Raw genomic sequence first — 26,261 nt, 5'->3', positions numbered from 1 at the left:
AATTATAGCTGCGTCGCGCAGCCGAAGGAATCCGGTGCATCAAAAAGAAAACGCCGGCTGCAAGCAGCCGGCGCCCTTGGGAGGAAAACCCTTCTAGCCTCAAGCAGCAGCCGAAGCCGAACCCGACAGCGGAACTTCCGAGATCGTCTTCAGAACCTGGGAAGCGATCTGGTAGGGGTCGCCCTGAGAGTTCGGGCGGCGATCTTCCAGGTAGCCCTTGTAGTCGTTCTTGACGAAGGAGTGCGGAACGCGGATCGAAGCACCACGGTCAGCAACGCCGTAGGAGAACTTGTTCCACGGAGCCGTTTCGTGCTTGCCGGTGAGGCGCTTGTCGTTGTCCGGACCGTAGACAGCGATGTGAGCGTCGAGGTTCTTTTCGAACTGCGCCATCAGGGCTTCGAAGTAGGCCTTGCCGCCAACTTCGCGCATGTACTTGGTCGAGAAGTTGCAGTGCATGCCCGAGCCGTTCCAGTCGGTGTCGCCGAGCGGCTTGCAGTGATATTCAATGTCGATGCCGTACTTTTCAGTCAGGCGCTGCAGCAGGTAGCGTGCCATCCAGATCTGGTCGGCGGCCTTCTTGGAGCCCTTGCCGAAAATCTGGAATTCCCACTGACCCTTGGCCACTTCGGCATTGATGCCTTCGTGGTTGATCCCGGCAGCGAGGCACTGGTCGAGATGTTCTTCGACGATTTCACGGGCAACCGGGCCAACGTTGGACGAGCCGACGCCGCAGTAGTATGGACCCTGCGGAGCCGGGTAGCCCTGCTCCGGGAAGCCGAGCGGACGGCCGTTTTCGTAGAAGAAGTATTCCTGCTCAAAGCCGAACCATGCATCTTCGTCGTCGAGGATGGTCGCGCGGCTGTTGGAAGCGTGCGGGGTAACGCCGTCGGGCATCATGACTTCGCACATGACGAGAACGCCGTTCGTGCGTGCCGGATCCGGATAAACTGCGACCGGCTTCAGGACGCAATCAGAGCTGCGGCCTTCGGCCTGCATCGTGGACGAACCATCGAAGCCCCAGAGCGGGAGCTGCTCGAGCGTCGGAAACGCGTCGAATTCCTTGATCTGCGTCTTGCCGCGCAGGTTCGGTACAGGAGTGTACCCATCGAGCCAGATGTACTCGAGCTTATACTTTGTCATTGGCCAGTCTCTCAAACGTGTGCGTGTCACAAATCCTGAGGGTGCGTTTCACCAGCGGATGCACACTAACAAGCACGTAGCGTGCCAGTTCGAAATTCGCCCTTCAGGGTGCGTCAAAACGCGCAGGCAGGGCGCCGGCGAGACCGGACGTTACTTTCAATGAAAGCGGGGGGTTAGGCGGGAACTGGCGGGCGATGGTTGCGTTTTTCTTTCAAAGGCCCAAACGCCTGAAAAAGATGCAGGAGCCACAGAAGTTTTCACACATTTTATCAACTGCTTACGAAGCCCACACTAATTGCCTATATTTTGAGCCATTTGCGCAAATCATGGGCAATCTGTTATTATCACTGCCCGGATGACCGGTACGCATAGATAATGGAAGGCGATAGGATGCCGACAAGTTTTCAAGGCGAATCCGCAAAGATCTACCAGTTCCCCGTCAAGTTCCGCCGTCCCGGCGAGCGCTTTGGTGCGAAGGATCCGCTCGCGATCGATCCCAATATCTGTGATGCGGCTTTCGACAGCTGGTATCACCAGGATGCGATCCGCGAAGAGGAAGAAGACAAGCGCAAGCCGCACGCCTGATCACATCAGACGAACACTTCCTGGTCGACGCGATCTTCCGCGCCGAAGAATTTCAGATAGCGCTCGACTTCGGCCGGCTCACCTGTAGCCTTTTGCGGATTGTCTGAGAGCTTGACTGCAGGGCGGCCATTGGCGTCGCTGACCTTGCAGACGACGGAGATCGGGTTCAGCCCGGAGATCTCGGTCGGTGCGCAGCCGGCAAAATCATTCGTCAAATTGGTTCCCCAGCCGAAGCTCATGCGGACCCGTCCCTCGAAATGCTTGTAGGTGTCGATGATCGCGTCGACATCGAGGCCATCCGAGAAGATCAGAAGCTTCTGGCGCGGATCGCGGCCCATCTTCTTCCACCACTCGATGATCTTCTCACCGCCCTCGACCGGCGGCGCGCTGTCCGGACGGAAGCCGGTCCAGTCGGCAACCCATTCCGGCGCGTCGCGCAGGAAGGCCGTGGTGCCGAAGGCATCCGGCAGGACGATCAGCAGGTTGCCACCATAGAGGCGGTTCCAGTCGCGCAGAACCTTGTAGGGTGCCTTGGCAAGGTCGTCATCGGTCTGCGCCAGCGCTGCGGCGACCATCGGCAGTTCGTGGGCGTTGGTGCCGACGGCTTCCAGATCGGAGTCCATGGCGAGCAGAACATTGCTGGTGCCGGTAAAGGCCGGGCCGATGCCTTCCTTCAGCGCCTCGACGCACCAGCGCTGCCACAGGAAACTGTGACGGCGGCGCGTGCCGAAATCGGAAATCCTGAGACCCGGGAGTTCCTTCAATCGCTCGACCTTGGTCCACATCCGGGCCTTGGCACGGGCATAGAGAACATCGAGCGTGAAGGGACCGAGCGCCTTCATCGCCGAGCGCGAGCGCAGCTCATTGATGATGGCCAGCGCCGGGATTTCCCACATCGTCGTCTCCTTCCAGGAGCCGTGGAAATCCAGAACGTATTGGCCATCCTTCTTGGAGAGCTCGTATTCGGGCAGCTGGAAATGCGAGAACCAGGCGAGGAATTCAGGCTCGAAAATCTGGGCGCGACCATAGAAGCTGTTACCGGCGAGCCAGATCATCTCCTTCTTGGAGAGACGCAGCGTGCGTGCGTGATCCAGCTGTTCGCGCAACTCGCCCTCGTCGATCTCTTCGGCGAGGAGTACCCGCTTCGTGCGGTTGATCAGCGTGAAAGTTGCGTTGACGTCGGGATAGAGCTTCCAGATCATCTGCAGCATCAGAAGCTTGTAGAAGTCCGTATCGATCAGGCTGCGGACGATCGGGTCCAGCTTCCAGGCGTGATTGTAAACGCGTCTTGCGATATCGGTCTTGGCCATGCTCCACCCCATGCATACCGGCCGGGTGCGCGGCACATGACGGCCGGTCCTGTGCGTCTTCTTATCGAAAAATCATACGGTAAAGTCCAGTGCAAATACAAAGCCCTGCCGCGGGAAGCGGCAGGGCCTTTGATAATCGCCTGGACCCAATACCCCATTACTGCGCAGAGGGCGCTGCCGGTGTCGCCGGGGTCGCAGGCTGGGCGTTGCCAGCGGGAGCCGAATTGTTCGGCGTTTCGGTCGGTACGCCATTGCCATTCTGCAGCGACGGGGCTGCCGGCGGCGCCGGCTGCTCAGACTGCAATTCCTGGCCGGGCTGCTGCGGCGCAACTTCGTTGGCCTCACGCTTGCCCCAGATCTCGACCGGGATCCAGACAATGAAGGCGAGCACGAGGGCGACGATCAGAACCGTCAGAATACGCTTGCCGGTGCGGCCCTGCTTGGCCTTGACCGGAGAAATCTGCTCTTCTTCATGAAGCTTGCCATCGGATTTTTCCCAGCGGGTTTCCATCTGATGCGCCATGCCTGTCTCCTTCCGATTTCTGGGCAGCCGCGATGCGGTCTGCTGCAGAGCCTACGGAAGAACAACGAAAAGAGGCTGCGAAGGTTCCCGGCCGGTCAGTAACCGGCGGTGCGATCGACCAGGAACTGCAGGGGCTCGCCGCTCTCGAAGCGGGCGATCTGCTGCTCGACATGGCGGAAGAGCGCATTTTCTTCCGAGATCGCCGCGTCATGGGGGGTGATGAAAACGCTGTCGAGACCCCAGAGCGGATCGTTGGCCGGCAACGGCTCCACCTCGAAGACGTCGAGCGAGGCGCCGCCCAGAATGCCACCCTCGATCGCCGAAACGATATCGGCCTGAACCTGGCTCTTGCCGCGCCCGGCATTGATGAAGACGGGCTTGCCGAGGGCGCCGCCCTGGCGGAGCTTGCCGAACAGGCCGGCATTGTAGAAGCCCGTCGTCTCCGGCGTCAGCGGCAGCAGGCCAACGAGGATATCGGTCTTCGACAGGAAGAGATCGAGGCCTGCAGCATCGAAAGTCTCGACGCCCTCGAGTTCCTTCTTCGTGCGCGACCAGCCGATAACGTTGAAACCCATCACCTTGAGCTTGCGGACGGCGTCCTGGCCGAGCACGCCGAGGCCCATGACGCCGACGGTGAGTTCAGCCGCTTCCGGAGGCGCCATCTTGCCCCAGATGCGATCGCGCTGGTGCTGGTCGTGGCCGCGCTGATCGCGCAGGTGCATCAGGCACTGCATGACCACCCATTCGCTCATCCGCACCGTCAGGCTGCGGTCGACGAAGCGGACGATTGGCACATTGGGAAGGCCCGGCAGCGTCATGATGCTATCGACTCCGGCGCCGCCGGAAAAGATGATCTTGAGGTTCGGTGCGCGGTCGAAAAGATCGGCATCCGGCTTCCAGAGCAGCGCGTACTCGCAGGCGCTGAGATCCCTGCCCTTGGTCTCGGGATCGGCGAGATTGATGCTGCCGCGATCCGCAAAGGCGGTTTTCAGGATGCGGGCGATGCCCTCAGGATTGAACTTGAGATCGACGAGAACGGGCGGTCTTGCGGACATGGTCTTCTTTACTGCTGGACGGCAGGCGTCGGCACTGCCTCGATGTTGAACGCGGCGGCCATCAGCGCCTTGGTGTAATCGTCCTTCGGCGCGCTGAAGATCTCGGCCGAAGGCCCCTGCTCCACCACCTTGCCGAAGCGCATGACGATGACATCGTTGGCGAGCGCTTTGACGACCTTCAGGTCATGGCTGATGAAGAGATAGGCGAGATCATGCTTCTTCTGCAGATCGCGCAGCAGATCGACGACCTGCGCCTGGACGCTCATGTCCAGCGCCGAGGTCGGTTCGTCGAGCATCACGAAGCGCGGCTTCAGCACCATGGCGCGGGCGATCGCGATGCGCTGCCGCTGGCCGCCGGAAAATTCATGCGGATAGCGCCAGCGGGTCAGCGGATCGAGGCCGACTTCCTCCAGCGCCCAGCAGACGCGCTGGTCACGCTCTTCGTGCGACAACGCGCGCTCATGCACCTTTAGGCCTTCGGCGATGATATCGCCGACAGACATGCGCGGGCTGAGCGATCCGTAGGGATCCTGGAAGACCACCTGCAACTGGTTGCGCAGCGGCCGCATCTGCGTGAACGAATAGCTCGCTATATCGTTGCCGACAAAGCTGATGCGGCCCTTCGACGAGATCAGCCGCGTCAGCGCCAGCCCGAGCGTCGTCTTGCCGGAGCCGGATTCGCCGACGACGCCGAGCGTCTGGCCGGCGCGCAGCGACAGATCGATGCCATCGACCGCCTTCACATGATCGACGACCTGGCGCATCAGCCCGGCCTTGATCGGGAACCAGACGCGGACATCGTTGCCTTCGATGACGACAGGCTTCGAAGGATCGGCGAGCGGCGGCTCTCCGCGCGGTTCGGAAGCCAGCAGGTGTCGCGTATAGTCGTGCTGCGGGCGGGTGAAGACTTCCTCGACCGTGCCGGTCTCGACGATCTTGCCCTTGGTCATGACACAGACGCGGTCGGCGAACTTTCGGACGATGCCGAGATCGTGGGTGATGAAGAGCATGGACATGCCATGCTCGCCCTTCAACTGGCGCAGAAGCTCCAGGATCTGCGCCTGGACGGTGACATCAAGCGCCGTCGTCGGCTCATCGGCAATCAGCAGTTCCGGGCGGTTGGCGAGCGCCATGGCGATCATGACGCGCTGACGCTGGCCGCCGGAGAGCTCGTGCGGATAGGCCTTCAGCCGCTTTTCCGGTTCGCGGATGCCGACCTGATTGAGGAGCTCGAGCACGCGCTTTCGGGCGGTGGCACCGGTTACTCCCTGATGCAGATCGAGGATTTCGGCAATCTGCTTTTCTATCGAGTGGAGCGGATTGAGCGATGTCATCGGCTCCTGGAAGATCATCGTGATGTCGTTGCCGCGCACCTGGCGCAGCTCCTTGTCCGATGCCTTCAAGAGGTCTTTGCCCTTGAACAGGATCTGGCCTGTCGGGTGGCTCGCCGAGGGATAGGGAAGCAGCCGCAGGATGGAGTTGGCCGAGACGGATTTGCCGGAGCCGGACTCGCCGACCAGCGCCACGACTTCCCCCTTGCGGATATCGAAGGAAATACGATCCACAGCCAGCGATGTTTCGCCGCCCTGATGAAAGGCGACGGACAAATCCTTGACCGAGAGGAGGGTTTCAGGGCTCTCGCTCATTGGAAGGTCTTTCTTGGATCGAAGGCGTCGCGCACTGCCTCGCCGATGAAGATCAGCAGCGAGAGCATGATCGACATGGCAAAGAAGGCGGTGAGCCCGAGCCACGGCGCCTGCAGATTGGATTTGCCCTGCGCGATCATCTCACCCAGCGACGGCGAACCCGGCGGCATGCCGAAGCCGAGGAAGTCTAGCGAGGTCAGCGTGGTGATCGAGCCCGAGAGAATGAAGGGCAGGAAGGTCAGCGTCGCGACCATGGCGTTCGGCAGCAGGTGGCGCCACATGATGGTGCGGTTGTTGACTCCAAGCGCGCGGGCGGCGCGGACATACTCGAAGTTTCTGGCGCGCAGGAATTCGGCGCGCACGACACCGACAAAGCCGACCCAGGAGAACAAGAGCATGATGCCGAGCAGCACGAAGAAGCCCGGCGGCAGGATCGCGGCGATGATCAGCAGGATGTAGAGAACCGGCATCGACGACCAGATCTCGATGAAGCGCTGCAACAGCAGATCGGTCCAGCCGCCGAAATAGCCCTGCACCGCGCCCGCCGTTACTCCGACGACCGCCGAGCAGATCGTCAGCGCCAGACCGAAGAGCACGGAGATGCGGAAGCCGTAAATGACGCGAGCCAGCACATCGCGGGCCTGATCGTCGGTACCCAGCCAATTCAGATTGCCGTAGTTGCAATTCGGATCGTTGACGCCCTGCGGATAGCCGGCGCAACGCTCCTCGGCGCTCATCAGCCAGAAAGGCGGCGTCGGCGCCGAGCGCGGGATGTTGGAATTGACCGAGCGGTAGGAATAATGGATCGGCGGCCAGATCATCCAGCCATTGGCATTGATTTCGTCGGCGATGACATCAGAGCGATAGTCCGTCTCCGCCAGGAAGCCGCCGAATTTCTCTTCCGGGTAATCGACGACAACGGGGAAGAGGATCTCGCCCTTGTAGGACGCGATGATCGGCTTGTCGTTGGCGATCAGTTCGGCAAACAGGGTCAGCACGAAGAGGATCATGAACAGCCAGAACGACCAGTAGCCGCGCCGGTTCGCCTTGAAATTCCGCCAGCGGCGGACGTTCGTCGGGGACAGCAGGCCCTTGCGCGGCGGCTTGACGGGTGTCGCCGTCGCCGGATTTGCAGCGGTATCCATCAGACGTCCCTCCGCTCGAAGTCGATGCGGGGATCGATCCAGGTGTAGATCAGGTCCGAGATCAGGCTGACGAAGAGGCCGAGCAGCGAGAAGATGTAGAGCGTCGCAAAGACGATCGGGTAATCGCGGTTGACGACCGAGAGATAGCCGAGGCGGCCGAGGCCGTCGAGCGAGAAGATATTCTCGATTAGCAACGAACCGGTGAAGAAGGCCGAGATGAAGGCGCCGGGGAAGCCGGCGATGATGATCAGCATGGCGTTGCGGAAGACATGGCCGTAGAGCACCTGGCGTTCATTCAGCCCCTTGGCGCGCGCCGTCGTCACATACTGCTTCTTGATCTCTTCGATGAAGGAATTCTTCGTCAGCAGCGTCGTCGTGGCAAAGGCGGCGAGCGACAGCGAGATCAGCGGCAGCGTCAGATGCCAGAAATAATCGAGCGGCTTCTGCCACCAGGCGAGCTGGTCAAAATTATCCGAGACCAGGCCGCGCAGCGGGAACCAGTCATAGAAGGAGCCGCCGGCGAAGAGAACGATCAACAGGATACCGAACAGGAAGCTTGGAACTGCATAGCCGACAATGATCACGCCCGATGTCCAGACATCGAAGGTCGAGCCGTCCTTGACCGCCTTGCGGATGCCGAGCGGGATCGAGATCACGTAGGAAAAGATCATGATCCAGACGCCGAGCGAGATCGAGACCGGCAGCTTGTCCTTGATCAGGTCGAGAACCGAGGTGTTGCGGAAGAAGCTCTCGCCAAAATCGAAGCGGATGTAGTTCCACATCATCTCGCCGAAGCGAGTGAGCGGCGGCTTGTCGAAGCCGAACTGTTTTTCAAGCTTGGCGATCAATTCAGGATCGAGGCCCTGGGCGCCGCGATATTTCGAGCCTTCATCACCGCCCTGCCCCAGCAGATCGCCGCCACCGCCGGAAAGGCGCTGGTCGGCGCTGTCGGCCTGGCCGGTCAGCTGGGCGATCACCTGCTCGACCGGGCCGCCGGGCGCAAACTGGATGACGGTGAAGGAAATCGCCATGATGCCGACGATCGTCGGTATCATCAGAAGCAGGCGGCGAAGGATATAGGCTCCCATCAGCGCGCGGCCTTCCAGGTCTTGAATTTCGCCGGGATGCGCATCCTGTCAGAAGTCGTCAATCCATAAGCCTTTCGCCGGTTAGCCCGGCTTCTTCATGGTGATTCGAATGGACCATTTGGACCCCAGCGGCCCTGCCAATGCAAGTCCGCTATTTCGCGTCCTTCGACCACCAGACTTCGGGGAAGCCGATGGAATATTCAGGGTAAGCGGCCGGATGCGTGAGCTTGTCCCAATAGGCGATCCAATAGGTTTTCCGGTAGAACAGCGGAATGACGTAGTGATTGGCCAATAGCACGCGATCCATCGCCTTGATCGCGGCGACCTGCTCGTCGCGGTTGGGCGCAAAGATGATCATCTTCACCAGCGCATCGACTGCCGGATTAGCGATGCCGGCATAGTTGCGCGAGCCCTGCTGATTGACAGAACCAGAACCCCAGTAGTCTGCCTGCTCGTTACCGGGGTTCATGGTTTCACCCCAGACATTCCAGATCATGTCATAATCGAAGCTGCGCGCCCGGTTTGTATATTGCGAGGCATCAACGGTGCGGACCCGCGCATCGATACCGATCTTTTTCAGGTTATTGGCATAGGGCACGGCCCAGCGTTCCAATATCGGACTGGCAAGCAGGATTTCGAAACTCATCGGCTGACCCGTCGCGGAGTTCACCATCCGGTTGCCCTTGATTTCCCAACCAGCCTCTTTCAGCAGAGCAATCGCTTTGCGGAGATTGTCCCGGCTCTTTTGCGGATCGCCACCGACCGGGTTGGTATAGGGCGTCGTGAATATCTCCGGCGGCACCTTGTCCTTGAGACCCTGCAAAAGCTCCAGTTCACGGCCCTCGGGGAGGCCGGAAGAAGCGAGATCGGTATTCCAAAAATAGCTGTCGACGCGCGTGTAGCTGCCAAAAGCCACTGTGCGATTGATCTCTTCGAAATCGAAACCGTAGTTCAGCGCTTCACGTACGCGCTCATCCTTGAATAGGTCACGCCGCATGTTCGGCACCAGCGCCTGCATGATCCCTGCCGCGCGAAGCGGATTGGGGACGTCTTCCTTCTTGACCCGCCCATCCTTCACCGCGGGAAAGTCGTATCCTGTGGCCCAGCGGCTGGCCTGTGTTTCCTGCCAGTAATCGGTATTGCCGGCACGAAACGCTTCGAACTCGACGTCGCGGTCGCCGAAGTATGTGTAGAGAATATTGCGGAAATTGTTCTGGCCGACGTTTACGGGAACATCCTTGCCCCAGTAGTCGTCACGCAGTTCGTAGCGGACGGTCGCCCCGGCGGAGAAGGCGGCAATTTTGTACGGTCCCGACCCCATAACAGGCTCAAGCGTCGTCTTGGAAATGTCGCGTGGCTTCCCGTCGGCGCCCGTGGCTTCCCACCAGTGCTTCGGCAGGACAATGACCTGGCCGAGAATGTTCGGCAGTTCCTTGTTGTTCTTCTCGTCGAAGGTGAATTTCACGTCGCGGTCGCCGACTTTTTCGGCCTTCACGACGTGCTTGTAGTAGTTCGACAGAAGCGGATTGAGCTCTTTCGATTTGTCGAAGCTGAAGATCACATCATCCGGGGTGACCGGCTGGCCGTCCGCCCATTTGGCCTCGGCGCGGAGCCGGAAGGTGGCGCTTGACACGTCGGCGGGATAGGAAACCCCTTCGGCCAGCAAGCCGTAGGATGAAAGCACTTCGTCGTCGGCTGACTTGAGCAGCGTCTCGAAGACAAGGCTCAATCCAACCGCGGCATCTCCCTTCGAGAGCAACGGATTGAATGTATCAAAAGTGCCTGCGGTCGAGAGCTTGGCATCGCCGCCCTTCGGCGCATCCGGATTGACGTAGTCGAAGTGCTTGAAGCCGGGCTGGTACTTGAGTTCGCCGATTGACGACGTGCCGATCTGGAAGGTCTGCTCCTGGGCTTTGACGGGCAAGGCCAGTGCGCTCAGTGCCACGAGAGCAACAACCAGACTTTTCTTCGACCCCACAAATGCCATTCGCCAACCCCTATTGTTTCGGTTTCGGCGAGAATAAGGAAAATGGCGGCGAAAAACAGGAGAGAGTTTGGTTTTTGCCGTTCTCGCGAAATTTTGACTAGTCGTTCGGAGCCCCGTATGTCCCTTTACGATCCCAAGACTACCGCGCTTATCTCAATCGATCTGCAGGCCTTTATCACCAGCCGGCCGGTTGCGCCTCATAGCGCTCAGCAGGTCATTGAAAACACGGCAGCGATTGCCAGGCAGCTGAAATCACAGGGCGGAACGGTCATTCTGGTGACCGTCGGTTTCTCTGCGGACTACGCTGACGCCGTCAACCATCCAGCCGACGAACCGGCGAGCTTCCCGAAAGGCGGCTTGCCCGCCACTGCACTTGAGGCGCCGCCGGAGATCGTCGCGCTGACCGTGGATGCCCATGTCGTCAAGCGCCAGTGGAGCGCCTTCTACGGCACGGATCTCGACCTCCAGCTTCGCCGCCGCGGTATCAAGACTGTGATCCTCGCCGGGATCGCAACCAATTTCGGCGTCGAGTCGACCATTCGCGATGCCTATGCACATAGCTACGCGGTCATTGCCGCTGAAGACGCGATGACGAGCTTCACGGCAGAGATGCACGGATTTTCGTGCGAGAAGATCCTGCCGCGGCTGTCGCGGGTCAGAATGACTGCCGATATCCTCGCCAATCTCTGAGCGGAGGCGAAGCACCTAGGCGCGCGCCATGAAAACATCGATTCACCCGAATGGCTTTTCACGGTAAATTCGACCGCAAATCACGGCAATTTCGGGAATTCGCATGACGCTCCGCCTCGCTTCCTCCAAAATCTTCGGCAAACTCGCCTGGGCGGGTGCGCTGGGCGCCGGTCTCATCTCGGCCGATGCGGGCGCGCAGCAGAAGCAGCCGAGCCCGGGAAGCGCCAAGGCGATCTTCGGCTCGGTATCGCTTCCGTCAGAGGGGCCCGCACAGCCGATCGGCTTCTATGCCAAGGGCTGCATGTCGGGCGCCGTGGCGCTTCCCGCCGACGGGCCGACCTGGCAGGCGATGCGGCTTTCGCGCAATCGCCGCTGGGGCAATCCGGCGATGATTTCGCTGCTCGAGCGCTTCTCCCGTGATGCCCGGCAGCAGACCGGTTGGTCCGGCCTGCTTGTCGGCGATATCGCCCAGCCGCGCGGCGGGCCGATGTTCAACGGCCATGCATCGCATCAGATCGGCCTCGATGCCGATGTCTGGCTGACGCCAATGCCGACGCGCCGATTGAGCGTGCAGGAGCGCGAAGACCTGCCGTTCACGACGATGCTGCAGAAGGGCAAGTTCCTCAGCGTCGATCCGAAGATCTGGACGCAATCGCGCGCCGAACTTCTGATGCTTGCCGCAAGCTATCCGCAGGTCGAGCGCATCTTCGTCAATCCGGCGATCAAGAAGAAGATGTGCGACACCTGGACCGGCGACCGCACCAATCTCGGCAAGCTTCGTCCGGAATATGGCCACGACTCGCATTTTCACATCCGCATCAAGTGCCCGCCGGGCGCCACTGCCTGCAAGCCGCAGGCGCCCGTTGCCGCCGGTGACGGCTGCGACAAATCGCTGGCGTGGTGGTTCACCAAGGAACCTTGGGCGAAGCCCGCACCGCCGAAGCCGAATGCGCCGCCGCCGAAGCCGCCGCGCGAGGGCAAGGTCTCCGATCTGCCAAAAGCCTGCGCTGCCATTTTGGCCGCCCCGTCCGTCTCCTCGGTTGCCGAAGCAACCTATGGCGGCGGCTCGGCAGCGAGCGCTCTGACGGCGGTACCGGCAGCGGCTCCCGCCGTTTCCGACCAGGGCCTTCCCGCCATCGGCCCGGTTCCTGACGACAAGCCGATGCAATGATTACCGTGAGGCTTGTGTTTCAAATCACCGGCTTGGTATAGAAGCGGCCAAATCGATTGAAACCCGGGATGGAGGTCCTTTCTCATGGCCGGCGGCAAGTGCCTTGCATTGATTGCTCATGACCAGAAGAAGGACGACATGGCGGAATTTGCTCGCCGCAATCGCGACCTTCTCGCCAAGTGGAAGATCGTCGCGACTGGCACGACGGGCGGCCGCGTTCTCGACGCCGTCCCCGACCTCGATGTTACCCGTCTGAAAAGCGGCCCTCTCAGCGGGGACCAGCAGATCGGCGCGCTGATCTCGACAGGTGAAATCGGCGCCCTGATATTCTTCGTCGACCCGCTGACCCCCATGCCACATGATGTCGACGTCAAGGCGCTGATGCGGCTGGCGATCGTCTACGATATTCCGATGGCGCTCAACGAAGCGACCGCCGAAAAACTCATCCCGACCCTGAAAGCTTGAACGGAAGAGGCCCAATCCATGCTTGATGCCAGCGATGCCCATATGCCCTTCCCGATCCTGATCGGCGATATTGGCGGCACGAATGCGCGCTTCTCCATTCTCGCCGACGCCACAGCCGAAGCGGTCAATTTTCCGAATGTCCGGACGGCCGATTTCGAGACGATCGACGATGCCATCAAGGCAGGCGTTTTTGCCAAGACGGCCCTACGCCCGCGTTCGGCCATCCTTGCCGTTGCAGGTCCGATCAACGGCAACGAGATTCCGCTGACCAACTGCGACTGGGTCGTGCGTCCGCATACGATGATTTCCGGCCTGGGCATCGAGGATGTTCTCGTCGTCAACGATTTCGAGGCGCAGGCACTGGCGATCTCTGCACTTGGCTCCAATGACCGCGAGCAGATCGGCCCCGCCTCGGGCGACTTGATGGCTTCGCGTGCTGTTCTCGGACCGGGCACCGGCCTTGGCGTCGGCGGTCTCGTTCATGCCCGCGGTAGCTGGATCCCGGTTCCCGGTGAAGGCGGCCACGTCGATCTCGGACCGCGCTCCAAGCGTGACCTGGAGATTTTCCCCTATATCGAGACGATCGAGGGCCGCGTTTCTGCCGAACAGATCCTCTGCGGCCGCGGCATCATCCATCTTTACCGCGCGATCTGCACCGCCGATGGGCTGGACGTGAAGTACAGCGATCCGGCCGACGTCACGTCCCATGCGCTCGCGGGCACAGACAAGGTGGCCGAGGAGACGATCTCGCTGTTTGCGACCTATCTTGGCCGGCTGGCCGGCGACATCGCCATGCTCTTCATGGCCAAGGGCGGCGTCTATCTCTCCGGCGGCATCTCGCAAAAGATCTTGCCGGCACTGCGCAAGCCGGAATTCCGCGCCGCTTTCGAGGACAAAGCGCCGCACTCGCACTGGCTGCGTGCCATCCCGACCTATGTCGTGACGCATCCGCTGGCAGCCCTTGCCGGGCTTTCCTTCTATGCGCGCGCACCGGAAACCTTCGGCGTATCGACGTATGAGAGACGCTGGCGCGCCTAAGCCCTGTCTAGCCAAGCCGCCGCCAAATCTTTATAGAGCCCCGCGAGTGCGCGGTTTTGCGCGCATAGGATCCGGTACGGGAAGCGCAATTTTTTGGAAAAGTCCGCAAACAAGAGCGTCAGTAGCGATACAGTCACCGGCGTGCTGAAGCGCATCATCGCCGAGAACGGCCGCGATCACATCATGGGCTACGCATTCGCGATCGCCTGTCTTGTGATCGTCGCGCTTTCGACGGCTTATACTGCCTGGATCATGCGCACGATTATCGACGAAGCCTTTGCCAACCGGCGCGGCGATATCGTCTGGGTCATCTGCCTGTCGATTTTCCTCGCCTTTGTCGCCCGCGGCTTTGCCAGTTATGGCCAGGCCGTGGCGCTTTCCAAGGTCGGCAACAATATCGTTGCGCGGTACCAGAAGCGCATCTACGCGCATCTGATGACGCTTTCCGTCGGCTTCTACAACGATACGCGTTCGGCACAGATTGCCGCTCAGGTCAGCCAGAATGTCAGCGGCATCCGCGACGTCATGAACCTGACGATCACCTCGACGGCACGCGACCTGCTTTCTTTCGTCTCGCTGGTCTCGGTGATGGTCTATCAGGATCCGCTGCTCAGCCTAATCATCTTCGTGATGGCGCCCCCACTGATGCTTGGCCTTCGATATCTTTCCAAGCGCCTCCGCCAGGTGACGAAGGAAGCCATCCACCTCAACAGCCGCGCCTTTGGCGCGATGCAGGAGTCGATCCAGGGCATTTCCATCGTCAAGGCGTTCACGATGGAAAGCGAACTCGAAAAGCGAGTGAACAAGATCATCGACGTTGCCGAAGGCCGCTCCAACAAGATCGCGCGCCTGTCGGAGCGCAATGCGCCGATGACAGAAAGCTTTGCCGGTCTGGCGGTCGCAGGCGTCCTTGCCTATGCGGCTTACCGGTCGATCTATCACAATGTCCCGCCGGGTGCTTTCTTCTCCTTCGTCACCGCACTGCTGCTCGCTTACGACCCGCTGCGCCGCCTGGCCAAGCTGCAGGTGCAGATGGAGCGCGCCGCCGTCAATGCGCGAATGATCTACGAACTGCTCGACATGGAGCCGCGCCAGCGCGATCTGCCGGATGCCAAGCCGCTGAAGGCGACCGAGGCACGGATCGAGTTCCGGAATGTATCCTTCGCCTATGGCAAGGAACCCGTACTCAATGGTGTCAGCTTCGTCGCTGAAGGCGGGAAGACGACGGCGCTTGTCGGCCCGTCGGGTGCCGGCAAGTCGACGATCATCAATCTCATCCCACGCTTCTACGATCCCACGAGCGGCGAGATCATCATCGACGGGCAGGACGTTGCGCATGTGACGAAGCAGTCGCTGCGCGAGCAGCTCGCCTATGTCTCACAGCAGCCCTATCTGTTCGAAGGCTCGATCCGCGACAATATCCGCTACGGCCGTCCGGATGCGACGGATGCGGAGATCGAGGAAGCCGCCCGTCTCGCCTATGCGCATGATTTCATCATGGCACAGCCCGACGGTTACGATACTGCCGTCGGCGAGAATGGCGTGACCCTATCGGGCGGCCAGCGCCAGCGCCTGTCGATCGCCCGCGCACTGGTACGCAACGCGCCGATCCTACTGCTCGATGAGGCGACCTCGGCGCTCGATACGGAATCCGAAGCTGCCGTCCAGAAGGCACTCGACGAGGCGATGACGGGCCGCACCGTCGTCGTCATCGCACACCGCCTCTCCACCGTCGTTCGCGCCGACAAGATCGTCGTGATGCAGCAGGGTCGGGTCGTCGAGGAAGGCAATCACGAGACGCTTGCGAAGCTCGAGGACGGACTTTACGCTCGCCTCAACAATCTCCAGAGGCCGGCGGCCTCGAATACGATCTGATACGGGAATACTGAGGACATGAGCGACGCTGCTATGAAACTGGTTGTGGTTGGGGCAGCAGGGCGCATGGGCCAGACGCTGATCCGGCTGATCGATGCCATCGACGGCGTGACGCTGCATGCGGCGATCGAGCGCGCGGGCTCGCCCTTCGTCGGACGCGATGCGGGCGAGCTTGCCGGGCTTGGACCGAATGGCGTGATCATCGGCGACGATCCGCTCGCCGCCTTCCTGCATGCCGAGGGTGTCCTCGACTTTACTTCGCCGACGGCCAGCGTCGAATTTGCCGGACTGGCAGCACAAGCGCGTATCGTCCACGTCGTCGGCACGACCGGATGCTCGGATGCCGACGATGCCAAGATCCAGGCGGCCGGGCGCCATGCGCGGATCGTCAAGTCGGGCAATATGAGCCTCGGCGTCAATCTTCTCAGCGTCTTCATCGAGCAGGCCGCCCGAGCGCTCTCGCCCCAGGATTGGGATATCGAAGTTCTCGAAATGCATCACAAGCGCAAGGTCGATGCGCCCTCGGGTACCGCGCTACTGCTCGGCGAGGCCGCTGCCAAGGGTCGCAATGTGGACCTGAAGACGCAGTCGGTCCGGGTCCGCGATGGCCATACCGGCGCCCGAGAGGCGGGCACGATCGGCTTTGCGACGCTGCGCGGCGGCTCGGTGATCGGCGAGCATTCGGTGCTCTTTGCCGGCGAAGGCGAGATCGTTTCGATGTCGCATAGCGCGGCGGATCGCTCGATCTTCGGCCGCGGCGCCGTCAAGGCAGCGCTCTGGGCGCGCGACAAGAAGCCGGGTTTCTATTCCATGCTCGATGTCCTCGGGCTCTCTTCACAATAATCCCTACGGAGGCAGACTTTTATGAGCGGCACACTCGTTCTCGTTCGGCATGGCCAGAGCGACTGGAACCTGAAGAACCTCTTCACCGGCTGGAAAGATCCTGATCTGACCGAGCTCGGCATCCAGGAAGCGACGGCCGGCGGCCAGGCGCTTGCCGATTATGGCATCAAGTTCGATGTCGCCTACACCTCGGCGCTGACCCGCGCGCAGCACACGCTGAAGCTCATCCTCGACAAGGTCGGCCAGCAGGGCCTGCAGACGATCAAGGATCAGGCGCTGAACGAGCGCGACTACGGCGACCTCTCCGGTCTCAACAAGGATGACGCCCGCGCCAAGTGGGGCGAGGAGCAGGTTCATATCTGGCGCCGCTCGTACGACGTCCCGCCTCCCGGCGGCGAAAGCCTGCGCGACACCGGCGCCCGCGTCTGGCCGTACTACCTGACGGAGATCCTGCCGCGTGTCCTGCGTGGCGAGAAGGTTCTCGTCGCGGCTCACGGCAACTCGCTGCGGTCGCTGGTCATGGTCCTCGATCGCCTGACCCGCGAACAAGTTCTCGAGCTCAACCTCGCGACCGGCGTTCCGATGGTCTACAAGCTGAAGGCCGATTCCACCGTCGCTTCCAAGGAAGTGCTGGGCGACATGTCCGCCGCACACTGAGCCGGATTCATATCGATCAGAAGAGCCGGGCCAAGTGCCCGGCTTTTTTAGTTTTCGATTGTGAACTGTACCCGGTCGGCAGCGAAGCGGGTGATGGAATATTGAACGGGAACGCCGTCGAGATCGGTGTTCATCGCCTTGGTGATCAGCAGGATCGCGCCCGGCGTCAGCTCCAGGTCGGCTATGTCTCCGGCGTCTGCATGCGCAGCGGTGATCTCGGTCGTTGCGCGGACATAGTCCTGCAAGCCGAGCAGCGCGAAAGCCTTGGTGATCGATTCCGTCTTGCGGTAGGTTTCGGCGATATCGCCGAAGCGTCCGGCCGGAAACCAGCTCGTTGCCCGTGAGACCGGGCGCTTGTCAGCCTCCCGCGTCGTTTCCAGCCTAATGACCGGATCGCCGGCACGCATCTTCAGCCAGCGGGCGACCTCCGCATCTGCAGGTTCCGCGGCGGCCGCCAGCAGGAAGCCGCGCGTTTCCCTGGCCTGGCCGCTGATTCCTGTGGTGAAGCGCGTGCGCTTGCTGATCGGGAAATTCAGCCGTTCCCGGCGCTCGATCAGCGTGCCGCGGCCCTGCACGGCTCGGACGATTCCTTCCTGAGCCAGCGCCGCAAGCGCGCTTCGAACCGTATGCCGATTGACGCCGAACTGTTCGGCGAGCGCCGTTTCCGGCGGTACCATGCCCGTTTCATCATAGGCGCCGCGGGTGATTGCCTCGCGAATGCGATCCGCTATCTGGCGCCATAGCGCCACCCCCGTCTGCCTTTGCACCTGCTTCAGCCCAGCCATTTCACCCCTGCCATGTCACACGCTTGTCATGTCCCCGATTTAAGCGTAGCTATATCTTGTATGGTTGTCTATATCAATAGACATTTCGAAGGATGTGGCGATGAAACCAGCAGAAAAAATCGAGGCCGCCGACGGCAGGAAGAGGGTGGTCGATCTTCTCGCCCGCTCCGAGCTTGCCGAACTGAATGACGCCTGGGAGGCGCTTGCGAACAAGCCCGAGGCTCAGGCCGTGCGTGGCCCGGAAACCGGACTGGTAATGGTCCGCGGCCGCATCGGCGGTGGCGGCTCGGCCTTCAATCTCGGCGAAGTGACGGTCACCCGCGCCACGATCCGGCTCGCCAGCGGCACTGTCGGCCATGGTCAGTCGCTGGGCACCGATCGCAAGAAGGCGCGGCTTTGCGCGATCTTCGATGCTCTCTGGCAGGAAGAGGCAACCAAGGCATTCGTCGAGGAAAGGCTGCTTCAACCGATCGCCCAGCGCATTGCCGCCGCGACGCAGCAGAAGGCCGACGAGACGGCTGCAACCCGCGTCGACTTCTTCACCATGGTTCGCGGAGACGACTGATGGAACTCAGGAACGATACTTTGACCGGCGGCTTTGCCGAGCCGGTCTTCCAGGCTCAGAGCGTCTTCAAGGCGATGATGGATGCCATGGCCCGCCCAGGCTCGATCCAGACGCTGTCGCCCGATGCTGCCCCGCCTACGCCGATGGGTGCCGCGGCCGGCGCCATCGCGCTGACGCTCTGCGATCATGACACGCCGGTCTGGCTTTCGCCTGCGCTGAACAAGTCTGCCGTACCGGGCTGGCTGAGCTTCCATACGGGCGCGACCGTCACCACCGAAAAGGCCGAGGCGCGTTTTGCCTTTGTCGACAGTGGCATGGTCATCTCCTCGTTCGGTCTCTTTGCTCCGGGAACGCAGGAATACCCGGATCGCTCGACGACTGTTGTTATCGAGATTGCTTCGCTCGAAGGCGGCAAGACGCTGGCGCTGATGGGACCTGGGATCAAGACCGTGACGGAAATCGCCCCGGTGGGGCTGCCGGAGACCTTCATCCGCCTTTGGAACGAGAACCGCGCCCTCTTCCCGCGCGGCGTCGACATCGTGCTTGCCGCAGGCAGCAGTTTCCTCTGCCTGCCGCGCACCACCAAGATCACCGCAACGGAGATGTGAACCATGTATGTTGCTGTCAAAGGTGGCGAAGCCGCCATCGCCAATGCCCATCGCCTGCTCGCCGACCGCCGCCGCGGTGACCGTTCGCTTCCGGCAATTGGCATCGAGCAAATCGTCGCGCAGCTGGCGCTTGCCGTCGACCGCGTCATGGCCGAGGCATCGCTCTACGACCGGACCCTTGCCGCGCTGGCCGTGCGTCAGTCGCGCGGCGACATGATCGAGGCGATCTTCCTGTTGCGTGCCTACCGCACGACGCTGCCGCGCTTCGGTTACTCGAAACCGCTCGACACGAGCCGGATGACGATCGAGCGCCGTATCTCGGCGACCTACAAGGACCTGCCGGGCGGCCAGCTGCTCGGCCCGACTTTCGACTATACGCACCGCCTGCTCGACCCGTCGCTGCTGACGGACGAAGAGGTTGAGGAGCCGGCTCAGCGTCAGGCCGAAACCGGCCGCTTCATGCGCGTCTCCGAAATCCTCGGCCAGGAAGGCCTGATCGAAGGCGATGGCTCGATGCCCGAAGACCACGAGATCGGCGACCTGACGCGCGAGCCGATGGAATTTCCGATGAGCCGGGATCTGCGCCTGCAGGCGCTGGCCCGCGGCGACGAAGGCTTCCTCCTGGCGCTCGGCTATTCGACGCAGCGCGGCTATGGCCGCAACCACCCCTTCACCGGCGAGATCCGCATCGGAGAAGTCGAGGTGGAATTCGACGTGCCGGAGCTTGGTTTTGCAGTTTCGCTCGGCACAATCCAGGTCACCGAATGCCAGATGGTCAACCAGTTCAAGGGTTCGGCCAAGGCGCCACCGCAGTTTACCCGCGGCTATGGCCTGGTCTTCGGCCAGAGCGAGCGCAAGGCGATGTCGATGTCACTGGTCGATCGTGCACTGCGCGCCGGCGAACTCGGCGAAGACGTGACGGCACCGGCGCAGGACGAGGAATTCGTCATCTCGCATGCCGACAACGTTCAATCGACCGGCTTCGTCGAGCATCTGAAACTGCCGCATTACGTCGACTTCCAGGCCGAACTCGATCTCGTGCGCCGCATGCGTCGCGATTTCGAGGCGAGCCGCAACAATGGCGAAGCAATGAAGGAAGCAGCAGAATGACCGATCTTGCCAGCTACAATTTCGCCTATCTCGACGAGCAGACGAAGCGGATGATCCGCCGGGCGATCCTGAAAGCGATCGCCATTCCCGGCTATCAGGTCCCCTTCGCCAGCCGCGAAATGCCGATGCCCTATGGCTGGGGCACCGGTGGCGTTCAGGTGACGGCGTCGATCATCGGTCCCGATGACGTGCTGAAGGTCATCGACCAGGGTGCCGATGACACGACGAATGCCGTCTCGATCCGCGCCTTCTTCCAGAAGGTCGCCAATGTGGCGGTTACCACGCATACCAAGGATGCGACGATCATCCAGACGCGCCACCGCATTCCGGAAGAGAAGCTCGGCCCCAATCAGGTTCTCGTTTACCAGGTGCCGATTCCGGAGCCGCTGCGTTTCCTCGAACCGCGCGAGACCGAGACCCGCAAGATGCATGCGCTTGAGGAGTACGGCCTCATGCATGTGAAGCTCTACGAGGACATCGCCCATAACGGCCGGATCTCCAAGACCTACGCCTATCCTGTGAAGGTTGCCGGGCGCTATGTCATGGACCCGTCGCCGACCCCGAAGTTCGATAATCCGAAAATGCACATGTCGGATGCCCTCCAGCTCTTCGGCGCCGGCCGAGAGAAGCGCATCTATGCGGTGCCGCCCTATACGGAGGTCGTCAGCCTCGACTTCGAGGACTACCCCTTCGAGATCCAGCGCTTCGGCAAACCCTGCGCGCTCTGCGGCGCCGAGGAGGTCTATCTCGACGAGGTCATTCTTGACGACAAGGGCGGGCGCATGTTCGTCTGCTCCGATACCGACCATTGCGAAGACCGCCGCGAGCACGGCCATGCCGGCGAAATGCTTGCGCCCAAGGAGGCTGCGGAATGACCGAAACACCGCTTCTCAAAGTCAACGACGTCTCGAAATTCTACGGCAACCGTATCGGCTGCCGGAATGTCTCCTTCGAGCTCTGGCCGGGTGAAGTCCTGGCGATCGTCGGCGAGTCCGGCTCCGGCAAGACGACGCTGCTCAACTGCATTTCGACGCGCCTGATGCCGACCACCGGCAGCGTCGAGTACCACATGCGCGACGGCAGCTATCGCGACCTCTACCGCATGAACGAGGCCGAGCGACGCTTCCTGATGCGCACCGACTGGGGCTTCGTGCACCAGAACCCGGCCGACGGCCTGCGCATGACGGTTTCGGCCGGCGCCAATGTCGGCGAGCGGCTGATGGCGATCGGTGACCGGCATTATGGCAAGATCCGCTCGACGGCCATCGACTGGCTGGAGCGCGTCGAAATCAATGCCGAACGCATCGACGACCAGCCCCGCGCCTTTTCCGGCGGCATGCGTCAGCGCCTGCAGATCGCCCGCAACCTGGTGACCGGCCCCCGCCTGGTCTTCATGGACGAGCCGACCGGCGGTCTCGACGTCTCGGTTCAGGCCCGCCTGCTCGATCTCGTCCGCGGCCTCGTCAACGATCTCGGCCTCGCGGCGATCATCGTGACCCATGACCTCGCGGTCGCGCGCCTGCTATCGCACCGGATGATGGTGATGAAGGACGGCAATGTCATTGAGCACGGTTTGACCGACCGCGTGCTCGACGATCCGCGCGAGCCCTATACCCAGCTTCTCGTTTCCTCCATCCTGCAGGTGTGACCATGGCAACGCCACTCGTCGTTTCGGAAGTCGCAAAAAGCTTCACCATGCATCTGCGCGACGGCATCAAGCTGCCGGTCGTTTCAGATGTCACCTTCTCCGTTGCAGCCGGCGAATGCGTCGTGCTCGGCGGCCCCTCGGGCATCGGCAAGAGCTCGCTCCTGAAGATGATCTACGGCAACTATGCCGTCGACACCGGCCAGATCCTGGTCAACCACCAGGGCCGCGTCGTCGATCTTGCATCCGCCGATCCGCGCACGATCATCGATGTGCGCAAGCGCTCGCTCGGCTATGTCAGCCAGTTCCTGCGCACGGTACCGCGCGTTGCGGCGATCGATGTCGTGGGAGAGCCGCTCGTGGCACGCGGCGTGCCGGTCAGCGAAGCCCGTGAGAAGGCAGCCGAGCTTCTCACCAAGCTCAACCTGCCCGAAGCCCTCTGGCAGCTGCCGCCCGCAACCTTCTCCGGTGGCGAACAGCAGCGCGTCAACATCGCCCGCGGCTTCATCACCGACCACACCATCCTGCTGCTCGACGAACCGACGGCGTCGCTCGACGCCACCAACCGCGCTGTCGTGGTCGGCATGATCGCTGAGAAGAAGAAGGCGGGCGTCGCCCTGCTCGGCATCTTCCATGACGAGGAAGTGCGCGAGGCGGCTGCCGACCGCATTCTCGACGTCCAGAAGTTCTCCCCCAGAAAGGCCATTGCGGCATGACCCGGAAAATCGGCGAAAAGCCCTATATCCACGAGACGGCATCGGTCAGCGATGCCACGCTCGGCCGCTATACCGAGGTCTCGGAGCGTTGCCGGATCAGCGAAGTCGAGTTCGGCGACTATTCCTACATCATGCAGGATGGCTCGATCTGGTGCGCGACGATCGGCAAGTTCGTCAACATTGCCGCCGCGGTGCGCATCAACGCCACCAACCATCCGACCTGGCGGGCGACGCTGCACCACTTCACATACCGCGCCACCGACTACTGGCCGGATGCCGACATGGAGACGGAATTCTTCGAATGGCGCCGCTCCAATCGCGTCACGATCGGTCACGATGTCTGGATCGGCCATGGCGCCACGATCCTGCCAGGCGTCACCGTCGGCAATGGTGCAGTCATCGGCGCGGGCGCCGTCGTCTCCAAGGATGTTGCCCCCTACACGATCGTCGGCGGCGTTCCCGCAAAGCTCATTCGCGAGCGTTTTGCGAAGGGTGTCGGCGAGCGGATGGACAAGCTTGCCTGGTGGGATTGGGAGCATTCGAAATTGCGTTCGGCGCTCGACGATTTCCGCGCGCTTTCGGCCGAAGATTTCCTTAGCCGGCATGGTGCGTAAAGCACCTTCGCCGGCGCCCTTTATGACAGTCATTACACAAAACTGACATTGGAGGTTCATCAAGCAGGACTAATGCACTCCGAGACGAAGGCCCTGGATTGCAAGGAAGAGCATGATGTTCGAGCTGAAGAATGTCACCCGCCGTTTTGGCAACAAGCTGGCAGTGGATTCCGTAACGCTCGATATTCCCCAGGGTCAGATGGTCGGCATTATCGGCCGTTCGGGCGCCGGCAAATCGACGCTTCTGCGGATGATCAATCGCCTGCAGGAGCCGACCTCCGGCTCCATCCGTTTCGGCGGCGTCGAAGTCTCCTCGCTGCGTGGCGAGGCGCTTCGCAACTGGCAGCGCGACTGCGCCATGATCTTCCAGCAGTTCAATCTCGTGCCGCGTCTCGATGTCCTGACCAACGTCATGCTCGGCCGCCTGAACCATCGCCCGACGATGCTTTCGCTCCTCAACATCTTCAGCCGCGAAGAGCGCATCCACGCGATCGCCGCTCTCGAGCGCCTCGGCATCGAGCAGACGGCGTTGCAGCTTGCCGGTACGCTTTCGGGCGGTCAGCAGCAGCGTGTGGCAATCGCCCGTGCCCTGATGCAGAAGCCGAAGATGGTTCTGGCCGACGAGCCGATCGCCTCGCTCGACCCGCTGAACGCCAAGATCGTCATGGACGCGCTGCGCGACATCAACGAACGCGAAGGCATCACCGTCGTCACCAACCTGCACACGCTCGACACGGCGCGCAGCTATTGCGAGCGGATCGTCGGCATGGCGGGCGGGCGCGTCGTATTCGACGGCAAGCCGGCCGATCTCGACGCTTCGGCAGTCAAGGAAATCTACGGCACCGACAAGGACGGCGCCGGCATCGACGAAACCATGACGTCGACCTCGATCAACATTCCTGCGGCAGCTGCCGCCCATCAATCCGCCGGCCTGCAACCGCTGGCGTTGGCCGGTCTCTGAGCGAGACGGCTGCGATCGACCGCCCGCGTCAAGGGCACAGTTCTTCGTAACAGAGAGACCACCGGGGACACCGGTCAATCAGGAGAGTACCATGTTGAAGAAAGCACTCTTTGCCGCGACGGCGCTTTTCGCGCTGGCCGGCGTCTCGCATGCTGCAGACCTCAAGGAATTCCGCGTCGGCATTCTCGGCGGCGAAAACGAAACCGACCGTCTGCGTAACTACGCCTGCCTCGCCGACCACCTGAAGCAGGAATTCGGCTTCGAGAAGGTTTCGCTCTTCCCGGCCGCCGATTATGACGGCGTTATCCAGGGCCTCCTCGGCGGCACGCTCGACTTCGCAGAACTCGGCGCTTCCGGCTACGCAGCCGTCTACCTGAAGGACGCAAAGGCCGTTACCCCGATCCTGACGACGCAGCAGAAGGACGGCTCGACCGGCTACTATTCGATCGGTCTCGCTCTGAAGTCCTCCGGCATCAAGACGATCGCCGACGCCAAGGGCAAGAAGCTCGGCTACGCCGATCCGGACTCCACCTCGGGCTACCTCGTTCCGCTGACGCAGATCCCGAAGGACACGGGCATGCCGAACGACCAGTTCTTCGCCTCCACGCAGTTCAACGGCGGCCACGAGAACAACCTTCTCGCTGCTTATGACGGCAAGGTTGACGTTGCTGTCGACGACAGCTCGGGCATCGGCGATTTCAAGGACGGCTACACCTCCGGTACCTTCCGCAAGGAAGTAGACAAGGGCGCCGTCGACCCGAACAAGCTCGTCGAAGTCTGGCGCTCGCCGCTGATCCCGAACGGCCCGCTCGTCGTTCGCAACGAACTCGGCGAAGAGTGGCAGAAGAAGCTGGCTGCCTTCTTCACGGCCCTGCCGGAGAAGGACCACAAGTGCTTCACCGCCATCGAAGGCGGCGACTACAAGGGCTACGCCCCGGTTACCCACGAATTCTACAACGCCGTTGTAGACGTTCGTAAGGCTGCCATCGGCGGCTGATCGACCTGCATTCATCGGGGGCGGCCGTCATCGGCCGCCCTTTTTCCTGCGAAGAAGCGGACGAACCCATGACCCTTGCCGATTCCCGGACCCACACGCCCGAACTCCAGCAGAGCAGCCGCGATATCGGCGATGCCTGGGGCCGCATGGTGTCTCGCCGCCGTCTCTATACCGGCATCGGCCTCGTCCTGCTGCTGATTGCCTTCGTGAGCTCCGTGCGCTTTGCCGACGAGAGCAATGCCGGCCATTTCTTCGACCGACTTCCGCATCTCTTCGACTTCCTGAGCTGGCTTATTCCCAAGGACTGGCACGACGTCTGGCGCGCGCTGTTCGACATTGCGAGCCCAAATGACAAGGGCGGCGAGGAGTTCAACTTCGCCAAGGGCCGTGTCTACGTTTTCGGCGATTTCTATATCCCTGAATATTTCGAGCTGATGATCATCACGATCAACGTCGCTCTCGTATCGACGATCATCGGTTTCATCTTTGCGGTGCCGCTGAGCTTTTTTGCCGCTCGCAACCTCACCAAGAACTGGCCGCTGCGCGTCTTCGCCAAGCGCGTCATGGAATTCCTGCGCGCCTTCCCGGAGATCGTCATCGCCGGCCTGTTTTCGGCCATTCTTTCGATCGGCCCGGTCGCCGCCATCATCGCCGTGTCGCTGCATACGATCGGCGCGCTGGGCAAGCTGTTCTACGAAGTCGTCGAGAATATCGACATGAAGCCGGATGAGGGCATGAAGGCGGTCGGCGCCAATTGGCTGGAGCGCGTGCGCTTCGCCGCCATGCCGCAGGTTCTGCCGAATTTCGCCTCCTATGCGCTGCTGCGTCTGGAGATCAACGTGCGTGCCTCGACCATCATCGGCGCCGTCGGCGGCGGCGGTATCGGTGAAGAGCTGAAGCTCTCCATCTCGCGCGGCTTCGGCGCCAAGACGGTCGCTCTCGTGCTGCTGCTCTTCATCACCATCGTTGCGGTCGACCAGTTCTCCGCATGGCTGCGCCGCCGCCTGGTTGGCGAGCACGCTTTCCTTCTGCAACATTGAGG

The 26,261-nt window shown here is 61.6% G+C and carries 27 protein-coding genes; 18 read left to right on the top strand and 9 right to left on the bottom strand.

Features of this window, described 5'->3' with window-relative positions; all coding sequences use genetic code 11:
* Positions 1–99 precede the first annotated feature (99 nt).
* Positions 100–1,140, bottom strand: coding sequence for a glutamine synthetase beta-grasp domain-containing protein (locus ACEN84_RS09835; RefSeq protein WP_112714086.1), 1,041 nt, complete (start codon positions 1,138–1,140; stop codon positions 100–102).
* Positions 1,141–1,530: 390 nt separating this feature from the next.
* Between ACEN84_RS09835 and ACEN84_RS09830 the strand changes: the two genes are divergently transcribed.
* Entirely contained in the window at positions 1,531–1,725 is a 195-nt protein-coding gene (locus ACEN84_RS09830; RefSeq protein ID WP_112714088.1) for a DUF2735 domain-containing protein, read from the top strand.
* Positions 1,726–1,730: 5 nt separating this feature from the next.
* Here ACEN84_RS09830 and pncB read toward each other — a convergent pair whose 3' ends face one another.
* The 7 genes from pncB to ACEN84_RS09795 all read right to left on the bottom strand — a co-directional run bounded on the left by pncB (position 1,731) and on the right by ACEN84_RS09795 (position 10,479).
* On the bottom strand, positions 1,731–3,035 hold the full coding sequence (pncB, locus tag ACEN84_RS09825) for a nicotinate phosphoribosyltransferase (RefSeq protein ID WP_112714090.1): 1,305 nt from the start codon (positions 3,033–3,035) through the stop codon (positions 1,731–1,733).
* 157 nt (positions 3,036–3,192) lie between these two features.
* Positions 3,193–3,558, bottom strand: coding sequence for a hypothetical protein (locus tag ACEN84_RS09820; RefSeq protein ID WP_130279346.1), 366 nt, complete (start codon positions 3,556–3,558; stop codon positions 3,193–3,195).
* Positions 3,559–3,653: 95 nt separating this feature from the next.
* Positions 3,654–4,613, bottom strand: coding sequence for a 2-hydroxyacid dehydrogenase (locus ACEN84_RS09815; protein WP_413710728.1), 960 nt, complete (start codon positions 4,611–4,613; stop codon positions 3,654–3,656).
* An 8-nt stretch (positions 4,614–4,621) separates the two neighbouring features.
* Entirely contained in the window at positions 4,622–6,259 is a 1,638-nt protein-coding gene (locus ACEN84_RS09810) for an ABC transporter ATP-binding protein (RefSeq protein ID WP_413710727.1), read from the bottom strand.
* On the bottom strand, positions 6,256–7,404 hold the full coding sequence (locus ACEN84_RS09805; RefSeq protein WP_413710726.1) for an ABC transporter permease: 1,149 nt from the start codon (positions 7,402–7,404) through the stop codon (positions 6,256–6,258). The genes ACEN84_RS09810 and ACEN84_RS09805 overlap by 4 nt, the downstream gene beginning before the upstream one ends.
* On the bottom strand, positions 7,404–8,492 hold the full coding sequence (locus ACEN84_RS09800) for a microcin C ABC transporter permease YejB (protein ID WP_130279349.1): 1,089 nt from the start codon (positions 8,490–8,492) through the stop codon (positions 7,404–7,406). Before ACEN84_RS09800 ends, ACEN84_RS09805 begins: the two co-directional genes overlap by 1 nt.
* 151 nt (positions 8,493–8,643) lie before the next feature.
* The gene (locus tag ACEN84_RS09795) at positions 8,644–10,479 is read right to left on the bottom strand and encodes an extracellular solute-binding protein (protein ID WP_112714102.1); all 1,836 of its coding nucleotides are present in this window, start codon (positions 10,477–10,479) and stop codon (positions 8,644–8,646) included.
* A 117-nt stretch (positions 10,480–10,596) separates the two neighbouring features.
* On the opposite strand from ACEN84_RS09795, the gene ACEN84_RS09790 reads away from it, so the two are divergent.
* From ACEN84_RS09790 to ACEN84_RS09760, 7 genes are all read left to right on the top strand, one after another.
* A complete protein-coding gene (locus ACEN84_RS09790) occupies positions 10,597–11,169 on the top strand; it encodes a hydrolase (protein ID WP_413710725.1) in 573 nt (190 codons plus the stop codon).
* Between the two features lie 103 nt (positions 11,170–11,272).
* The gene (gene mepA / locus ACEN84_RS09785; protein ID WP_413710724.1) at positions 11,273–12,340 is read left to right on the top strand and encodes a penicillin-insensitive murein endopeptidase; all 1,068 of its coding nucleotides are present in this window, start codon (positions 11,273–11,275) and stop codon (positions 12,338–12,340) included.
* An 84-nt stretch (positions 12,341–12,424) separates the two neighbouring features.
* Positions 12,425–12,805 carry a methylglyoxal synthase gene (locus tag ACEN84_RS09780; RefSeq protein ID WP_413710723.1) on the top strand — a complete coding sequence of 127 codons (381 nt, stop codon included), beginning with the start codon at positions 12,425–12,427 and terminating at the stop codon, positions 12,803–12,805.
* A gap of 18 nt (positions 12,806–12,823) precedes the next feature.
* On the top strand, positions 12,824–13,843 hold the full coding sequence (locus tag ACEN84_RS09775; RefSeq protein ID WP_413710722.1) for a glucokinase: 1,020 nt from the start codon (positions 12,824–12,826) through the stop codon (positions 13,841–13,843).
* A gap of 93 nt (positions 13,844–13,936) precedes the next feature.
* The gene (locus ACEN84_RS09770) at positions 13,937–15,718 is read left to right on the top strand and encodes an ABC transporter ATP-binding protein (protein WP_413710721.1); all 1,782 of its coding nucleotides are present in this window, start codon (positions 13,937–13,939) and stop codon (positions 15,716–15,718) included.
* 18 nt (positions 15,719–15,736) lie between these two features.
* Entirely contained in the window at positions 15,737–16,561 is an 825-nt protein-coding gene (gene dapB / locus ACEN84_RS09765) for a 4-hydroxy-tetrahydrodipicolinate reductase (protein WP_413710720.1), read from the top strand.
* A gap of 21 nt (positions 16,562–16,582) precedes the next feature.
* Positions 16,583–17,218 (top strand): 2,3-bisphosphoglycerate-dependent phosphoglycerate mutase, encoded by a 636-nt coding sequence (locus ACEN84_RS09760; RefSeq protein WP_413710719.1) that lies wholly within the window; start codon positions 16,583–16,585, stop codon positions 17,216–17,218.
* Positions 17,219–17,265: 47 nt separating this feature from the next.
* Here ACEN84_RS09760 and phnF read toward each other — a convergent pair whose 3' ends face one another.
* Positions 17,266–18,003 (bottom strand): phosphonate metabolism transcriptional regulator PhnF, encoded by a 738-nt coding sequence (gene phnF, locus ACEN84_RS09755; RefSeq protein ID WP_413710718.1) that lies wholly within the window; start codon positions 18,001–18,003, stop codon positions 17,266–17,268.
* 100 nt (positions 18,004–18,103) lie between these two features.
* On the opposite strand from phnF, the gene phnG reads away from it, so the two are divergent.
* The 10 genes from phnG (at position 18,104) to phnE (ending at position 26,259) form a co-directional block, all read left to right on the top strand.
* A complete protein-coding gene (gene phnG / locus ACEN84_RS09750; RefSeq protein WP_413710717.1) occupies positions 18,104–18,568 on the top strand; it encodes a phosphonate C-P lyase system protein PhnG in 465 nt (154 codons plus the stop codon).
* On the top strand, positions 18,568–19,176 hold the full coding sequence (gene phnH, locus ACEN84_RS09745) for a phosphonate C-P lyase system protein PhnH (protein WP_413710716.1): 609 nt from the start codon (positions 18,568–18,570) through the stop codon (positions 19,174–19,176). Before phnG ends, phnH begins: the two co-directional genes overlap by 1 nt.
* A gap of 3 nt (positions 19,177–19,179) precedes the next feature.
* Positions 19,180–20,286 carry a carbon-phosphorus lyase complex subunit PhnI gene (locus tag ACEN84_RS09740; protein ID WP_413710715.1) on the top strand — a complete coding sequence of 369 codons (1,107 nt, stop codon included), beginning with the start codon at positions 19,180–19,182 and terminating at the stop codon, positions 20,284–20,286.
* Complete coding sequence (locus ACEN84_RS09735) at positions 20,283–21,161, top strand: alpha-D-ribose 1-methylphosphonate 5-phosphate C-P-lyase PhnJ (RefSeq protein WP_413710714.1); 879 nt, start codon at positions 20,283–20,285, stop codon at positions 21,159–21,161. The genes ACEN84_RS09740 and ACEN84_RS09735 overlap by 4 nt, the downstream gene beginning before the upstream one ends.
* Positions 21,158–21,934: a phosphonate C-P lyase system protein PhnK gene (phnK, locus tag ACEN84_RS09730; protein WP_199629840.1), complete on the top strand. Its 777-nt coding sequence runs from the start codon at positions 21,158–21,160 to the stop codon at positions 21,932–21,934. The genes ACEN84_RS09735 and phnK overlap by 4 nt, the downstream gene beginning before the upstream one ends.
* Before the next feature lie 2 nt (positions 21,935–21,936).
* Positions 21,937–22,647, top strand: a complete 711-nt coding sequence (gene phnL, locus ACEN84_RS09725; protein ID WP_112714130.1) for a phosphonate C-P lyase system protein PhnL — start codon at positions 21,937–21,939, stop codon at positions 22,645–22,647.
* Positions 22,644–23,261, top strand: coding sequence for a DapH/DapD/GlmU-related protein (locus ACEN84_RS09720; RefSeq protein WP_413710713.1), 618 nt, complete (start codon positions 22,644–22,646; stop codon positions 23,259–23,261). Before phnL ends, ACEN84_RS09720 begins: the two co-directional genes overlap by 4 nt.
* Before the next feature lie 115 nt (positions 23,262–23,376).
* A complete protein-coding gene (gene phnC / locus ACEN84_RS09715) occupies positions 23,377–24,222 on the top strand; it encodes a phosphonate ABC transporter ATP-binding protein (RefSeq protein ID WP_199629842.1) in 846 nt (281 codons plus the stop codon).
* 91 nt (positions 24,223–24,313) lie between these two features.
* Positions 24,314–25,219, top strand: a complete 906-nt coding sequence (gene phnD / locus ACEN84_RS09710) for a phosphonate ABC transporter substrate-binding protein (protein ID WP_112714136.1) — start codon at positions 24,314–24,316, stop codon at positions 25,217–25,219.
* 68 nt (positions 25,220–25,287) lie between these two features.
* The gene (phnE, locus tag ACEN84_RS09705; RefSeq protein ID WP_199629844.1) at positions 25,288–26,259 is read left to right on the top strand and encodes a phosphonate ABC transporter, permease protein PhnE; all 972 of its coding nucleotides are present in this window, start codon (positions 25,288–25,290) and stop codon (positions 26,257–26,259) included.
* Positions 26,260–26,261 lie beyond the last annotated feature (2 nt).

The organism is Rhizobium sp. Rhizsp82 (genome assembly GCF_047325115.1).
In the GTDB taxonomy this organism is placed as follows: domain Bacteria; phylum Pseudomonadota; class Alphaproteobacteria; order Rhizobiales; family Rhizobiaceae; genus Rhizobium.
The sequence above is the reverse complement of the archived record's forward strand: the minus strand, read 5'-3'. Positions and strand labels throughout refer to the sequence as shown.

What these genes read in the sequence shown, in the direction of transcription:
- ACEN84_RS09835 (WP_112714086.1), bottom strand. Translation starts at nt 1,140, where the DNA reads ATGACAAAGTATAAGCTCGAGTACATCTGGCTCGATGGGTACACTCCT.
- ACEN84_RS09830 (WP_112714088.1), top strand. Translation starts at nt 1,531, where the DNA reads ATGCCGACAAGTTTTCAAGGCGAATCCGCAAAGATCTACCAGTTCCCC.
- pncB (WP_112714090.1), bottom strand. Translation starts at nt 3,035, where the DNA reads ATGGCCAAGACCGATATCGCAAGACGCGTTTACAATCACGCCTGGAAG.
- ACEN84_RS09820 (WP_130279346.1), bottom strand. Translation starts at nt 3,558, where the DNA reads ATGGCGCATCAGATGGAAACCCGCTGGGAAAAATCCGATGGCAAGCTT.
- ACEN84_RS09815 (WP_413710728.1), bottom strand. Translation starts at nt 4,613, where the DNA reads ATGTCCGCAAGACCGCCCGTTCTCGTCGATCTCAAGTTCAATCCTGAG.
- ACEN84_RS09810 (WP_413710727.1), bottom strand. Translation starts at nt 6,259, where the DNA reads ATGAGCGAGAGCCCTGAAACCCTCCTCTCGGTCAAGGATTTGTCCGTC.
- ACEN84_RS09805 (WP_413710726.1), bottom strand. Translation starts at nt 7,404, where the DNA reads ATGGATACCGCTGCAAATCCGGCGACGGCGACACCCGTCAAGCCGCCG.
- ACEN84_RS09800 (WP_130279349.1), bottom strand. Translation starts at nt 8,492, where the DNA reads ATGGGAGCCTATATCCTTCGCCGCCTGCTTCTGATGATACCGACGATC.
- ACEN84_RS09795 (WP_112714102.1), bottom strand. Translation starts at nt 10,479, where the DNA reads ATGGCATTTGTGGGGTCGAAGAAAAGTCTGGTTGTTGCTCTCGTGGCA.
- ACEN84_RS09790 (WP_413710725.1), top strand. Translation starts at nt 10,597, where the DNA reads ATGTCCCTTTACGATCCCAAGACTACCGCGCTTATCTCAATCGATCTG.
- mepA (WP_413710724.1), top strand. Translation starts at nt 11,273, where the DNA reads ATGACGCTCCGCCTCGCTTCCTCCAAAATCTTCGGCAAACTCGCCTGG.
- ACEN84_RS09780 (WP_413710723.1), top strand. Translation starts at nt 12,425, where the DNA reads ATGGCCGGCGGCAAGTGCCTTGCATTGATTGCTCATGACCAGAAGAAG.
- ACEN84_RS09775 (WP_413710722.1), top strand. Translation starts at nt 12,824, where the DNA reads ATGCTTGATGCCAGCGATGCCCATATGCCCTTCCCGATCCTGATCGGC.
- dapB (WP_413710720.1), top strand. Translation starts at nt 15,737, where the DNA reads ATGAGCGACGCTGCTATGAAACTGGTTGTGGTTGGGGCAGCAGGGCGC.
- ACEN84_RS09760 (WP_413710719.1), top strand. Translation starts at nt 16,583, where the DNA reads ATGAGCGGCACACTCGTTCTCGTTCGGCATGGCCAGAGCGACTGGAAC.
- phnF (WP_413710718.1), bottom strand. Translation starts at nt 18,003, where the DNA reads ATGGCTGGGCTGAAGCAGGTGCAAAGGCAGACGGGGGTGGCGCTATGG.
- phnG (WP_413710717.1), top strand. Translation starts at nt 18,104, where the DNA reads ATGAAACCAGCAGAAAAAATCGAGGCCGCCGACGGCAGGAAGAGGGTG.
- phnH (WP_413710716.1), top strand. Translation starts at nt 18,568, where the DNA reads ATGGAACTCAGGAACGATACTTTGACCGGCGGCTTTGCCGAGCCGGTC.
- ACEN84_RS09740 (WP_413710715.1), top strand. Translation starts at nt 19,180, where the DNA reads ATGTATGTTGCTGTCAAAGGTGGCGAAGCCGCCATCGCCAATGCCCAT.
- ACEN84_RS09735 (WP_413710714.1), top strand. Translation starts at nt 20,283, where the DNA reads ATGACCGATCTTGCCAGCTACAATTTCGCCTATCTCGACGAGCAGACG.
- phnK (WP_199629840.1), top strand. Translation starts at nt 21,158, where the DNA reads ATGACCGAAACACCGCTTCTCAAAGTCAACGACGTCTCGAAATTCTAC.
- phnL (WP_112714130.1), top strand. Translation starts at nt 21,937, where the DNA reads ATGGCAACGCCACTCGTCGTTTCGGAAGTCGCAAAAAGCTTCACCATG.
- ACEN84_RS09720 (WP_413710713.1), top strand. Translation starts at nt 22,644, where the DNA reads ATGACCCGGAAAATCGGCGAAAAGCCCTATATCCACGAGACGGCATCG.
- phnC (WP_199629842.1), top strand. Translation starts at nt 23,377, where the DNA reads ATGTTCGAGCTGAAGAATGTCACCCGCCGTTTTGGCAACAAGCTGGCA.
- phnD (WP_112714136.1), top strand. Translation starts at nt 24,314, where the DNA reads ATGTTGAAGAAAGCACTCTTTGCCGCGACGGCGCTTTTCGCGCTGGCC.
- phnE (WP_199629844.1), top strand. Translation starts at nt 25,288, where the DNA reads ATGACCCTTGCCGATTCCCGGACCCACACGCCCGAACTCCAGCAGAGC.